This window comes from Nocardia sp. NPDC004860 (genome assembly GCF_040609015.1).
Taxonomy (GTDB): Bacteria; Actinomycetota; Actinomycetes; order Mycobacteriales; family Mycobacteriaceae; genus Nocardia.
This window is the reverse complement of record NZ_JBEXJI010000001.1, coordinates 157,336-170,064: the sequence shown is the minus strand read 5'-3', so window position 1 is coordinate 170,064 and position 12,729 is coordinate 157,336. Positions and strand designations below refer to the sequence as shown.

Genomic DNA, 12,729 nt, shown 5'->3' with positions numbered 1-12,729 from the left:
CCGCCGTGCCACTCTCGAAAACGCCAGGAACAGCTCTGACGATGAACAACACGGGTGAGGAGTTGGATCCCGCAGTCGTCGCTGCCGCAGCGCAGGGCGACCGGGCGGCCCTTTCCCAGGTACTGGTGAGCATCCGCCCCCTCGTGGTGCGGTATTGCCGTGCGCGCATCGGTTCGGCCGAACGTGGCCAGCTCTCCGCTGACGACGTCGCGCAGGAGGTTTGTCTGGCCGTCATGACCGCCCTCCCCAGGTACCAGGATCAGGGTCGGCCGTTCATGGCTTTCGTCTACGGCATCGCCTCGCACAAGGTCGCAGACGCCCACAGAAATTCCGCCCGTAACAAGGCGGACGCCATGGCCGAAGTACCGGATGTCATATCCACCGACCAGGGACCGGAGCAGCGAGCTCTCGAATCCGAAACGAGCCGGCAGATGAACGCTCTGCTGGCGACCTTGCCGGAAAAGCATCGAGAAATCCTGATCCTTCGCCTGGTCATGGGTCTGTCGGCTGAAGAAACTGCAGTCGCCGTGGGCAGTACGGCGGGTGCTATACGAGTCGCCCAGCACCGGGCACTCGCGAAACTCAAGTCTCAAGTGGCGAGGGCAGGTGAAATGTATGGCTAGGGATGGCGAGCGCGGTCGGGGCGACTGGAAGGCGCGACCTGGATCGCAGAACAGCGGTCCCTACGCCGAGGCGTCCGGTGATACCGGGCCGGTGGACATTGCCGCGGTGCGACGCGACGATGCACTGATCGACGCCATCTCCGGCGACGGCCCCGTGCAGACGGGTACTTCGGAGGAGTATCAGCTCGCCGCTTTGCTGGCGGACTGGCGCGCGGAGATCGTGGCCGAGCCGTTGCCGGCCGGACCGGACCTGGATGCCATTGTCGCCGCGGTCAACCAGGAGATCGGCGCACGGCAGGCCAGAATCGGCGCGTCGAATCGCGGGCGACTGAGGCTCGTCCGGCCCATCCTGGGTACGGCGGCGGCCGTGGCACTCGTCATCGGAGGTCTGACGGCGTTCTCCTACAACGCGAGTCCTGGCGATCCGCTCTGGCGGGTCAAGGAGGTCGTGTTCAGCGAACAGGCCCAATCGACGGTTGTCTCGCGGGCGGACAGTGATCTGGTACAGGCGCAGCAGCTCATCGCGCAGGGCAAGGCCGACGAGGCCAAGCCGCTGATGGAGCGTGCCGCCGACAATGCCTCCCAGGTCAACGACTCCGGCAAGAAGGACAACCTGACCGACCGCTGGCAGCAGCTGTACGCGGTGCTGCAGCAGAAGGCGCCCGAGGTGGCCAGCTCGCTGGCGTCGATCGCCCCGACCAGCAGCACCACCAAGGCCCCGGTCGTGACGACCACGCCGAATCAGCCGGTGCCGCCGGTGAATCCGCCGACCAAGACCGATGGCGGCCCGTCGACGACCGTCGATTCGCGGCCGATCGAAACCGCGCCGAGCCCGAATCCGGGCACCGGAGGCGGAGTTTCGACGGTGCCGACCGTTCCGCCGGTGACCACCCTGCCGTCCCTGCCGCAGGAATCCGAATCGCCGGTGGTGCCGCCGACCGGTGGTGGCGGGAACCCGACGTCGGCCGTGGTGCCGAGCGGAGGCAATACCGGTGGCGGTACGACGGGTGGCGGTACGACGGGTGGTGGCCTGCAGCCGCCGCCGGTCGAAAAGCCCTCGCCCGTCGCGCCCGTCCCGTCCACGATCGTCCTGCCGACCGGCGGCGGCCTGCTGCCGCCGGCTCCGTTGCCGGGGACGCACTAGGGCACCCGCTTCACCCGATCGTCGTGCGCCGATCGGGTTTTCACGTCAGCGGGGCGGAACGGCCTTCGCAGGACATGCGAAAAGGGCCTGCATCCTTGGGATGCAGGCCCTTTTCGATGAATCAGACGTCGAACCCGTCGAATCCGTCGCCGTGCAGTGCCTCGTTCATGGAAGCGTCCGCGTAACCGCGGCAGTAGTCCCAGGTGACGTAGGCCTCGGGCGTCGGGTCGTAGGCGGGCTCGTGCGGTCGCACCGTGCCGTCCACCAGTAGCTGGAGGAGGTTGGCGCGCAACATGTCCCAGTCGTGGTAGTGATCCTGCCGGCAGTCCTCACAGCTGACCACGAGACCGCGGATGCCGCGGTGGGCCAGCAGCGCCTCGTAGACCGCGAGGTCGGCGAGATCCTCTTCGACCGCTAGGCGCTCGTGAGGATCCAGCGGCTCCCCCGGCTCGATGGCATCGAGCGCGGCCGACGGGTCGGAGGGGTCTCCGGCGAACGGATCCGGCGGCAAGCCAGGTGGTAGATGGTCACGCACAGTCCCACGGTACGCAGAACCACCCCATGTGCGCCAGCGCTGAAGGGGATTTGCCCTCACTTCGCTGGTGGTGCGGCGCACAGTGCGCTCTCGGTGTGGCGCACGGTGTTGTCCTGGGCAGGCACAGTGGTTGTCCTGGCAGGCGTAGTGGTTGTCCTGGGCAGGTGTAGTGATGTCGTGGCTGCCGACACAGTAATGGCACGGCCGACAAACCGCAGCGGTTGTGGCCGTCGATCCGGCGCTGTCAGGCCCACTGACGCGGGGTCGGGCGGGGTGCGGCGTGGAATTGTCGAGCCGATACCATGGTTGACCAAAGGCCGGGTAGCAAACGCCGGCATTGCCATTCATCCATGCGTCCACCGGTGTCCGGTCCGGTGGATGATGCCGAGGTCCAGGAGGGGTCGATCCGAATGAGCAGTCCCGTGACGGGCGAACGAAACACTGGCCGCCCCCATACGGGCGGCGACGATCCCGACAAGATCGCCATGCTCGGTCTCACCTTCGACGACGTGCTGTTGTTGCCCGCGGCCTCGGATCTTATTCCGAGCTCGGTCGACACCTCGAGCAAGCTGACGCGTGAGATCTCGCTGCGCACCCCGCTGGTGAGTTCGGCCATGGACACCGTTACCGAGGCGCGCATGGCCATCGCCATGGCGCGCGCGGGCGGTATGGGCGTGCTGCACCGCAATCTGTCGGTGGAGGCGCAGGCCGCGCAGGCCGAGACGGTGAAGCGGTCCGAGGCGGGCATGGTGACCGATCCGGTGACCTGTCGCCCCGATGACACGCTGGCCGAGGTCGACGCCATGTGCGCCCGCTTCCGCATCTCCGGTCTGCCGGTGGTGGACGAGCGCGGCATGCTGGTCGGCATCATCACCAACCGCGATATGCGGTTCGAGGTCGATCAGGACCGCAAGGTCGCCGAGGTGATGACCAAGGCGCCGCTGATCACCGCCCAGGAGGGCGTCACCGCCGAGGCCGCGCTGGGCCTGCTGCGCCGCCACAAGATCGAGAAGCTGCCGATCGTGGACGGCAGCGGCAAGCTGCGCGGCCTGATCACCGTGAAGGACTTCGTCAAGACCGAGCAGTACCCGAACGCCACCAAGGACCGTGACGGCCGCCTGCTGGTCGGCGCCGCGGTCGGCGTCGGCGAGGACGCCTGGGTCCGGGCCATGACGCTGGCCGAGGTCGGCGTGGACGTGCTGGTGGTGGACACCGCGCACGGTCACCAGTCGGGCGTGCTGCAGATGGTCTCCAAGGTCAAGGCCGAGGTCGGCGACCGAGTACAGATCGTCGGCGGCAATGTCGCCACCCGCGCGGGCGCCCTGGCGCTGGTCGAGGCGGGCGTGGACGCGGTGAAGGTGGGTGTGGGCCCCGGCTCCATCTGCACCACCCGCGTGGTCGCCGGTGTCGGCGCGCCGCAGATCACCGCGATCCTGGAGGCCGTGGCGGCGTGCAAGCCGCACGGTGTGCCGGTCATCGCCGACGGTGGTGTGCAGTACTCCGGCGACATCGCCAAGGCCATCGCGGCCGGCGCCTCGACCGTCATGCTCGGTTCGCTGCTGGCCGGTACGGCCGAGTCGCCCGGTGATCTGATCCTGGTGGGCGGCAAGCAGTTCAAGAGCTATCGCGGTATGGGTTCGCTGGGCGCCATGCAGGGTCGCGGCGAGGCCAAGTCGTACTCCAAGGACCGCTACTTCCAGGACGACGTGCTCTCGGAGAAGAAGCTGGTGCCCGAGGGCATCGAGGGCCGGGTGCCGTTCCGCGGCCCGCTGGATCAGGTCATCCACCAGCTGGTGGGCGGTCTGCGCGCGGCCATGGGCTACACCGGTTCGCAGAGCATCACCGATCTGCAGGCGGCGCAGTTCGTGCAGATCACGGCGGCGGGCCTGAAGGAGTCGCACCCGCACGACATCACCATGACCGTCGAGGCTCCCAACTACACCACCCGTTCGTAGCCGGACCGAACCGGCAAATACCAACGCCCACAAGGTTCGCGGCGCGTCTCGTTCTGGACTGAGCGGAGCGGAGGAGCGCAGCGGAGGAGCGGAGGGAGGGAAGAACGAGACCTCCAGCGCCGCGAACCCGCCCGGAGCGAAGCGGAGGGCAAATTAGACACAGGAGGACTGACGATGCGCGATATGGTCGAGATCGGCATGGGCCGGACCGCCCGGCGCACCTACGAACTGGACGATATCGACATCGTTCCGTCCCGTCGGACCCGCTCGTCCAAGCAGGTATCGCTGTCCTGGCAGCTGGACGCCTACCGCTTCGAGATCCCGTTCCTGGCGCATCCCACCGACGCGCTGGTGTCGCCGGAGTTCGCCATCGAGCTGGGTAAGGCCGGCGGTCTGGGCGTCATCAATGGTGAGGGCCTGTGGGCCCGGCACGCCGATGTGGCCGCCAAGATCCAGCAGCTGACCGAGGTCGGCGAGAAGGAGGGCACCGAGGCCGCGGTGGCGCTGCTGCAGGAGCTGCACGCCGCCCCGATGCAGCCCGATCTGCTGGCGGCCGCGGTCGCGCAGGTGCGCGCGGCCGGTGTCACCACCGCGGTGCGGGTGAGCCCGCAGAACGCGCGGGCGCTGACCCCGTCGCTGGTGCAGGCGGGCATCGACCTGCTGGTGGTGCACGGCACCATCATCTCGGCCGAGCACGTGGGCGACGGTGAACCGTTGAACATGAAGACCTTCATCGCCGAGCTGGATGTGCCGGTGGTGGCGGGCGGTGTGTCCGATCACCGCACCGCGCTGCACCTGATGCGCACCGGTGCGGCGGGCGTCATCGTCGGTTACGGCTCCATGCAGGGCGCCACCACCACGGGTGAGGTGCTCGGCATCGGGGTGCCGATGGCCACCGCCATCGCCGACGCCGCGGCCGCGCGTCGCGACTACCTGGACGAGACCGGCGGGCGCTACGTGCACGTCATCGCCGACGGCGAGACGCTGACCTCGGGCCACATCGCCAAGGCGATCGCCTGCGGTGCGGACGCGGTCATGCTGGGCGTGCCGCTGGCCATGGCCCGGGAGACCCCGGGCAACGGCTGGTACTGGCCGTCGGCCGCCGCGCACCCGTCGGTGCCGCGCGGCGCGGTGCTGCCGTACGCCGTCGACGAGGAGCGCGTCCCGCTGGACCAGGTCCTCTACGGCCCCTCCAACGACCCGTTCGGTTCGCTGAATCTGGTTGGCGGCCTGCGTCGTTCGATGGCGAAGACCGGCTACAGCGACCTCAAGGAATTCCAAAAGGTCGGTTTGAACGTCCGCGCCTGACCACGGAGCACAGCCTCGCGCCCTTGTGCATTCACCCGAATGTGCAAGGGCGCGAACTGTATCCGACGTCCGTGCCGCCGGTTGACTTCGGCCGCTGTCGAAGTCCTGGATCGGCCGTTTCGTTCGCAAAGGTGACAACTGATTTCGTACCGATCCGGGTATCTCGTCGGGTACGTCCACAATCGTCTCTACGACTCCCAAGCCGCACGCTGCAGGCGCGGAGCGGCGGGTATGCCGCGGAGGAATTCGCGGACCGCGGTGTTGACGGCCACGGGGTGGGTCATGTTCACCGTCTGCCGGGCGCCTTCGATTTCGAGGTAGTGGGCATTGGGGAGGCGGTCGGCGAGTTCGCGGGCGTGGGAGCGGGGGACGCCGGAGCGGGTGGGGTGGATGACCAAAGTGGGGCAGGTGATTTCGGATAGTCGGTCCAGGACCGAGTCCCTGCCCAGCAGGGCGCCGGCGGCCACCTCGGTGGCGGTGGGGTCGCGGGCGAGCCAGCGTTTCACCCAGACGGCGCGGTACCAGTCGTCGTCGCCGATGAGCCAGCGGGCGAGGTATTCGGCGAGGGCCGGGCGGGGCCCGTCCTCATACCATTTGTCGAGGAACCTACGGGCGTTGGTGAGTTCGGCCGGGGTGGGTTCGTGCGCCTCGCTGGAGAGCAGGACGAGGGCGGCGACGCGGCCGGGTGCCAGCAGTGCGGTGCGCAGGGCGATGAAGCCGCCCTGCGAGATCCCGCCCACCACCGCGCGTTCCGCGCCGAGCTGATCCAGTACGGTCAGCGCGTCCCGGGCGGAGGTCCAGTACGTGAACGGCAGCCCCTCATCGCGAGTGCGGCCGTGCCCGCGCGCATCCCAGGTCACGATCCGGAACTCGGGTGTCAGCGCCGCCTGTTGCGACGCGAACATCGTTCGGTCCATGAGGAATTCGTGCCCCAACAGCACCACCGGGCCTCCGCCCCCGCTGTCTTCGTAGTGGATCTCGGCATCGATCGCACGGGCGAATGGCACGAGGTAGAGGATAGCCAGCACCGGTGACAATCCGGCGAGCTTTCCTGCTCACCGCGACGCTCGGTGAGCACGGGTCGGCCGTGTCCCGGCGCGACTGGCCGAGATTCGTCAGGAATGGGCCGGAAGTCCCTATCGGTGACCCACCCGACGCGAATACCGTCCCGATGCCACCACTTCCGGGCCGGGCGGGCCGCCGCTGCCGCGGCGCACCTCGGCCCGGGGTGGAGGTCCATCCCGCCTCCCCGGGACTGCCGCTCCGCCTCCCCGCGCGGCGGGCGGCTCAGTGCCGTTGACTGCCCCGCACCCGTGCCGGCGGTTGGGTGCCGAACCGAATTTGGACGTACCCGGTGAGTTACCCGCATCCCACAAGATCAGTTGTCACCTACCTGTCCGCAGGTATACCCAGCCGAGAGCGAAGGCCGGGGAGGCGTGGTCAATGTGGTGTGTGTCGCTCACTAGACTGTGGCCGTGGCAGAAACCCAGCGACCAGTCCTTGTCGTCGACTTCGGCGCGCAGTACGCGCAGTTGATCGCGCGCCGGGTGCGCGAAGCGAGTGTGTATTCCGAGGTGGTTCCGCACACGATCACCGTGGAGGAGATCGCGGAGAAGAATCCTCTCGCGGTGATTCTCTCCGGCGGGCCGAGCAGCGTGTACGCCGAGGGCGCGCCGCAGCTGGACGCGCGGCTGTTCGATCTGGAGTTGCCGGTCTTCGGTATCTGCTACGGATTCCAGGCCATGGCGCAGGCGCTCGGCGGGACGGTGGCGCACACCGGGACTCGAGAGTACGGCCGCACCGAGCTGAGCGTGGACGGCGGCATCCTGCACGGCGGCCTGCCGACTCGGCAGCCGGTGTGGATGAGCCACGGCGACGCCGTCACCGATGCCCCCGCCGGGTTCGAGGTGACCGCGACCTCCGCGGGCGCACCGGTCGCCGCGTTCGAGGATCGGGCGCGCAAGCTGGCGGGTGTGCAGTACCACCCGGAGGTGCTGCACTCGCCGCACGGTCAGCAGGTGCTGAGCCGGTTCCTGCACGAGATCGCCGAGATTCCGGGCGCGTGGACGCCCGCCAATATCGCCGACGCGCTGATCGCCCAGGTGCGCGAGCAGGTCGGGGACGGGCACGCCATCTGCGGGCTGTCCGGCGGCGTGGACTCCGCGGTGGCGGCGGCGCTGGTGCAGCGGGCCATCGGTGATCGCCTCACCTGTGTGTTCGTCGATCACGGTCTGCTGCGCGCGGGTGAGCGTGAGCAGGTGCAGCGTGATTTCGTCGCCGCGACCGGGGCCAAGCTGGTCACTGTCGACGCGGTGGAGAAGTTCCTGGGTGAACTGAAGGGCATCACCGATCCGGAGGAGAAGCGCAAGATCATCGGCCGGGAGTTCATCCGGTCGTTCGAGGACGCGGTCTCCGAGGTGGTCGGCGAGCAGGGCGAGACCAAGGTCGAGTTCCTGGTGCAGGGCACGCTGTACCCGGACGTCGTGGAGTCCGGCGGCGGTGCGGGCACCGCGAACATCAAGAGCCACCACAATGTCGGCGGTCTGCCGGACGATCTGGAGTTCGCGCTCGTCGAGCCGCTGCGGCTGCTGTTCAAGGACGAGGTGCGCGCGGTCGGCCGCGAGCTGGGCCTGCCGGAGGAAATCGTTGCGCGCCAGCCGTTCCCGGGTCCGGGTCTGGCCATCCGCATCATCGGCGAGGTGACCCACGACCGGCTGGAGCTGCTGCGTCAGGCGGATGCCATTGCGCGCGAGGAGCTGACGGCCGCTGGTCTGGACAAGTCGATCTGGCAGTGCCCGGTGGTATTGCTGGCCGATGTCCGCAGCGTCGGCGTCCAGGGCGACGGCCGCACCTACGGCCACCCGATCGTGCTGCGCCCGGTCTCCAGCGAGGATGCCATGACGGCCGACTGGACCCGCCTGCCCTACGAGGTGCTGGAGCGCATCTCCACCCGCATCACCAATGAGGTGGCGGAGGTCAACCGCGTGGTGCTCGACGTGACGAGCAAGCCGCCGGGGACCATCGAATGGGAGTGAGTGTCTCCCACTGACACGCGAAGGCCCCGCACCCGGAAGGGTGCGGGGCCTTCGGCCTTCTCGGAAGGGCAGTTCCTCGAAGGAACGTGCGCTACCCCGGCGAGGGGAAGGGGCAGCGCGGCCGGCTCGCTAGTCCCGGTTCTTCCTCGGGGTGAGAACCAGGACGATGCCGACGACAATGGCCGCGATCACCACGATCCAGCCCAGGGACAGTCCGCCGGAGACGGGCCAGAAGTGGGGGCCGACGAAGGCCCACACGCTCACGCCCAGGCCCAGCAGGCCGGCCAGCAGGAGTCCGAACGAGGGACGACGGTTCTTGTTCTGGTTCTCAGCCACGGTTCACCTCCGCATTTCCCATCTGCACATCGACGGTCAGGTTCAGGACGGGACCCGTCGCCGGGCCGGACATTCCGCTCAGGCAATTCGAATCGCCCATGCGGACGGTGCATGTCGTATTGACGCGCAGGTTGGGTGGCAGCACCACGCGGGCGTCGCCCATGCGTACCTTCACCGCGACGTCGCGGTCCTCGGTCAGCTGCAGCCTGCTCAGGTCGAGGGTGCCCGAACCCATGCTGACGTGGTACTCGGGCAGGAGCTCGGAAGCTGTTGCGGCGGCCCACCGGTGGTCGCCCATCGCGCCCTGATCGAATTCGATGGGACCCACCAGCGAGGCCAGGATGACGAATCCGGCCAGCGGGGCGAGGAGCACCATGAGGCCGTGGCCGCGCCGCAGGAACGCGCCGATGATCAGACCGAGCGCGATCACCGCGAGGGCCGCGGACCCGATCCGGGCCGGAGTCATCCAGTCCACGCCCGAGGCGGCCACGGAACCCGCTGCGGCGGCGGCCAGGATCGCGAGGCCGATGGTGACCGCGGTCAGCCGGGAACGCGGGCGGCGCGGCGGTGCCTGCACGGCGGTCTGCTGCGGCGGCATGCCCGGCTCGGGGAGCTCCCAGGCCAGCGGGGCCACGCCGAGTGGATCCCAGCCGGGCGGGGTGGGCCCGAAGTCGGGGGAGATCGGCGCGGGCCCGAATCCGGCCCGGGGGCGATCGGTGGCCGACGGAATCTGGTGCAGCACACGGGGTTCGCCGATCTCGGGGCGGGCGGGCGTCTCGCTTCCGCCGGTATTCCCGTCGTCGGCCGGTGCGGCGGGGCTGTTCGGGGCAGACGGGGCAGGGGCTCCGGGCTTGCTCATGTCGACCGGTGCCGCCGGAGCTGCGCTGCCGGGCTGCCCGGAATCCGCCGCCCGGTTCCCGGCGGCCGCACCCTGATCCGGGGTCCCGGTCCGGGCGGCGTCGGTCGGCTCTCCGGAAGTGCGCGGGCCCGAGGGAGATCCGGACTTCTGCATCACCACGGTGTCGGCCACGGAGGATGCCGGGGCGTAGCGCGTATCGAGCACCTCGGTTACCTCGACGTCCGGAAAAGTTTGCGGGGCAGGCGATTCCGGGCGCAGGGCGGCGGTGTCGGCCTCGGGCGGGTTGGCGCGGAGCACCGCTGTGCCGGCATCGCCGCCCGGGGCGGGCTGCTGCTCCGTGCCGGGTTGCGACATGGGCTGGGCGGCAGCGGATTCCGGCGCGGGTGGCTGGTTCGGGTCGGGCTCGTAGTGGTCCGGGAGGGTGGTGTACGGGCCGTAGGTCTGGAAGGTGACGGCGTTGGCGCCCGGGTAGCCGGTCCAGTACGGGTTGGTGGTGCCGGGGTAGCCGGTGTTGAGGAGGCTGTCGGCGGCCGTCTGGTCGAAATAGGTGGCGGGCGGCTGGGTTTGGCGCTGGTAGAGCAGCCACCAGCCGGCCAGCATGAGCGCGAAGCTGATGACGCCGGACCCGCCGAGCCCGACGCCGACGGGTCCCATCGTGCTCACGGCGATCCCCAACGCCACCATGAGCACGATGGTCCGGGACGAGTTCTGCGAGGACTGGCCGCGGCCGAACAGCGATTCCGCAGGCGAGGACTGATCGCCCGCCTGCGGGAGCAGCAGCCAGCCGAGCAGGTAGAGCACGATGCCCGCGCCGCCGAACAGCGCCGACACCACGAACGCCACCCGCACCAGGACGGGGTCCACGTGGTAGCGGCGGCCGAAGCCGACGGCCACGCCCGCGAGCGGTCCGTCCTTCGGGAAGCGCATCGGCCGGGTCTGCCACAGATCGTGAAGCTGATCGGAGAAGCCGGTACGCCCGGCGCTCTTGGACCAGTCGCTCGTTCTCGTCATGGCTTCCATCGTGCTGTTCGGCGTTGTCCGGGCGCATCGGGGATCACCCTGAATGGGTACCTGAACTTCGGCCCGGAGCCGTGCCCTACCGGCGGCGATGGGCGCGGTCCCGGGCCCTACAGGGTGATGGGGTCGCCGTACACCGCGCCGCTGCCGCCGTCGGGTCCGGAGTCGGCGCTGATGAGCGTGTAGGGCCGGATGGTGAGTGGTCCGCCGCAGTCGCCGACCATGAGGTGGAAGTCCTGGATCAGCAGTGTCCCGGTGCCGCCGTTGCCCGGCAGGTCCTTCTCCCCGGCGACCACGTCGGCGATCTTGCCCGGGGCGATGGAGATGTCGACGCCGACGCCGCCGGTGACCGTGGGTCCGACGCTGAGGTCGACGCCGGCGTGCGGGCCGAGCGAGGTGTCGAGCCCGGCAGTGGCGGTGACGGTGGGGTTGAGGTCGAGTTCCGGGTCGATGTGCAGCTTGGCGTCGATGTCCGCCTGGCAGGCGACGTAGTACCCGGTCTTCAGATGTCCGGTGGCTCCGGCGGGCACGGTCCCGTAGGAAGTACTGTCCAGGAACACTTCTCGATTGGTCGGCATGCCGTTCAAGGGTGCGATCGGCCGGGCGTCCAGGTCCCGCTGTCCGACGGTGAACGCGAATCCGCTTGTCGTCGAATAGGTTTTCTCGTGCGGCGCGTAGGCCGCGCTCACGTGTGCTGTGATCATTGCGTATCCGGCGGCTGCCGCGACAGCCGTCAATACCCGTGCGCCCTGCATTGTTCTCCCCGCGATCCTGCCCAAATCTGCGGCACGCTGCGCGGGCCGTTGTCGATGATCAGCGGCGAATCTCCATGATCACTGCGGGTTTCCTGGGAGTCGGCTGTGGGGATCGGCGATGGGAAGTCCGGTTGTCAGCTCGCCTGTTGCTCCTCCGCGCGCGAGCCCCAGCGGCGAGCCGCGCGGCGCAGTGCGCGCGCATCGGAATACCCGAGACGGTGGGCCAGCGACGACTTGGTGGTGGTCTCGGCGGCCTGCCGGGCCACCGTCTGCCGGGCGAGGTCCAGTTCGCGTCGCCAGGTTGTGCCGGATTCGGCCAGATGGCGTTGCAGGGTTCGCGGGCTCACGGTCAGGCATCGCGCGACGGCGTTCAGTGAGACGTCGTCCCCGCCGAGCATCTCCCGCAGCGCCCGCTGCACCTGCTCCGGCCAGGAGAGCTCGTCGAGCAGCGGGGCCGACAGGGACTCCGCGTGCCCACGCACGATTTCCGCGAGTACCGGATCGGCGGTGCGCAGCGGCAACGCCAGGTCGCAGGTCCGCAGCGTCACGCTGTCGAAGGGGGCGCCGAAGTCGATGGCCGCAGTACCGAAGGCGTCGACGAAAGGTCCCATGGACCGAGGTGGCTTCTGTCGCAAGGTGATTCGGGTCGGCGTGATCGATGCCCCGCTGGCGTGCCGGATGCGAGCCAGCGTGCTGGCGTAGGCGGCCTGGATGGTCAGATCGGCGCCGCGCCCCTCGCCGTCGATCATCTCCAGCACCATGGTGTGCTCGCTGTCGCTCGAGTCCGGAGCCGACCGGTAGTGGTGATTGGTGGTGGCCATCAGCGCGCTGCTGCGCCGCACCGCGGCGAGCCCTTCGGCGACGGTGGCGGCCGTGCTGAACAGGTAGTCGAAGATGCCGAATCGGCCGATCCGGTACGTCGTGGCGATCCGCAATCCGACTTCCGGTGCATCCTGGCGGAATTCGGCGTTCTCCCACAGCCGCAGGTAGGCGCCGCTGGACACCATGCCGTGCTCGGCGGTCAGCACCGACTGCGGCAGGCCGGCGTCACGCAGCAGTATGCGCGTGTCGACTCCTTCGCCCGCCGTGTTCAGTACGCATCGGGCCAATACTGCGCTATAGGCGGGCACCGAATCGAACACATGGTCATCGTAAGCGCTGA

11 protein-coding genes are annotated in these 12,729 nt (G+C 69.1%); 5 read left to right on the top strand and 6 right to left on the bottom strand.

The genetic code is table 11. The features are described 5' to 3' along the window. Positions 1–41: 41 nt before the first annotated feature. Complete coding sequence (locus ABZV44_RS00795; protein ID WP_213557917.1) at positions 42–623, top strand: sigma-70 family RNA polymerase sigma factor; 582 nt, start codon at positions 42–44, stop codon at positions 621–623. Beyond that, positions 616–1,767, top strand: coding sequence for an anti-sigma-D factor RsdA (locus ABZV44_RS00790; protein WP_354830313.1), 1,152 nt, complete (start codon positions 616–618; stop codon positions 1,765–1,767). The genes ABZV44_RS00795 and ABZV44_RS00790 overlap by 8 nt, the downstream gene beginning before the upstream one ends. 121 nt (positions 1,768–1,888) lie before the next feature. On the opposite strand, the gene ABZV44_RS00785 is transcribed toward ABZV44_RS00790, so the two are convergent. Next, positions 1,889–2,302 carry a DUF5319 domain-containing protein gene (locus ABZV44_RS00785; RefSeq protein ID WP_029923780.1) on the bottom strand — a complete coding sequence of 138 codons (414 nt, stop codon included), beginning with the start codon at positions 2,300–2,302 and terminating at the stop codon, positions 1,889–1,891. A 410-nt stretch (positions 2,303–2,712) separates the two neighbouring features. On the opposite strand from ABZV44_RS00785, the gene guaB reads away from it, so the two are divergent. Both guaB and ABZV44_RS00775 read left to right on the top strand, forming a co-directional pair. Next, positions 2,713–4,257 (top strand): IMP dehydrogenase, encoded by a 1,545-nt coding sequence (gene guaB, locus ABZV44_RS00780; protein WP_354830311.1) that lies wholly within the window; start codon positions 2,713–2,715, stop codon positions 4,255–4,257. Positions 4,258–4,431: 174 nt separating this feature from the next. Further along, positions 4,432–5,565, top strand: a complete 1,134-nt coding sequence (locus tag ABZV44_RS00775; protein WP_354830309.1) for a GuaB3 family IMP dehydrogenase-related protein — start codon at positions 4,432–4,434, stop codon at positions 5,563–5,565. A gap of 188 nt (positions 5,566–5,753) precedes the next feature. Here the strand turns inward: ABZV44_RS00775 and ABZV44_RS00770 are convergent, their stop codons facing one another. After that, a complete protein-coding gene (locus tag ABZV44_RS00770; protein ID WP_354830307.1) occupies positions 5,754–6,572 on the bottom strand; it encodes an alpha/beta hydrolase in 819 nt (272 codons plus the stop codon). A gap of 462 nt (positions 6,573–7,034) precedes the next feature. Between ABZV44_RS00770 and guaA the strand changes: the two genes are divergently transcribed. Continuing rightward, on the top strand, positions 7,035–8,600 hold the full coding sequence (guaA, locus tag ABZV44_RS00765; protein ID WP_354830306.1) for a glutamine-hydrolyzing GMP synthase: 1,566 nt from the start codon (positions 7,035–7,037) through the stop codon (positions 8,598–8,600). Positions 8,601–8,729: 129 nt separating this feature from the next. On the opposite strand, the gene ABZV44_RS00760 is transcribed toward guaA, so the two are convergent. The 4 genes from ABZV44_RS00760 to ABZV44_RS00745 all read right to left on the bottom strand — a co-directional run bounded on the left by ABZV44_RS00760 (position 8,730) and on the right by ABZV44_RS00745 (position 12,709). Further along, on the bottom strand, positions 8,730–8,936 hold the full coding sequence (locus ABZV44_RS00760) for a hypothetical protein (protein WP_354830305.1): 207 nt from the start codon (positions 8,934–8,936) through the stop codon (positions 8,730–8,732). Beyond that, complete coding sequence (locus tag ABZV44_RS00755; RefSeq protein WP_354830304.1) at positions 8,929–10,806, bottom strand: PspC domain-containing protein; 1,878 nt, start codon at positions 10,804–10,806, stop codon at positions 8,929–8,931. The genes ABZV44_RS00760 and ABZV44_RS00755 overlap by 8 nt, the downstream gene beginning before the upstream one ends. Positions 10,807–10,922: 116 nt before the next feature. Beyond that, entirely contained in the window at positions 10,923–11,516 is a 594-nt protein-coding gene (locus ABZV44_RS00750) for an MspA family porin (RefSeq protein ID WP_354830302.1), read from the bottom strand. A gap of 185 nt (positions 11,517–11,701) precedes the next feature. Beyond that, positions 11,702–12,709, bottom strand: coding sequence for an AraC family transcriptional regulator ligand-binding domain-containing protein (locus ABZV44_RS00745; RefSeq protein ID WP_354830301.1), 1,008 nt, complete (start codon positions 12,707–12,709; stop codon positions 11,702–11,704). Positions 12,710–12,729: the final 20 nt, after the last annotated feature.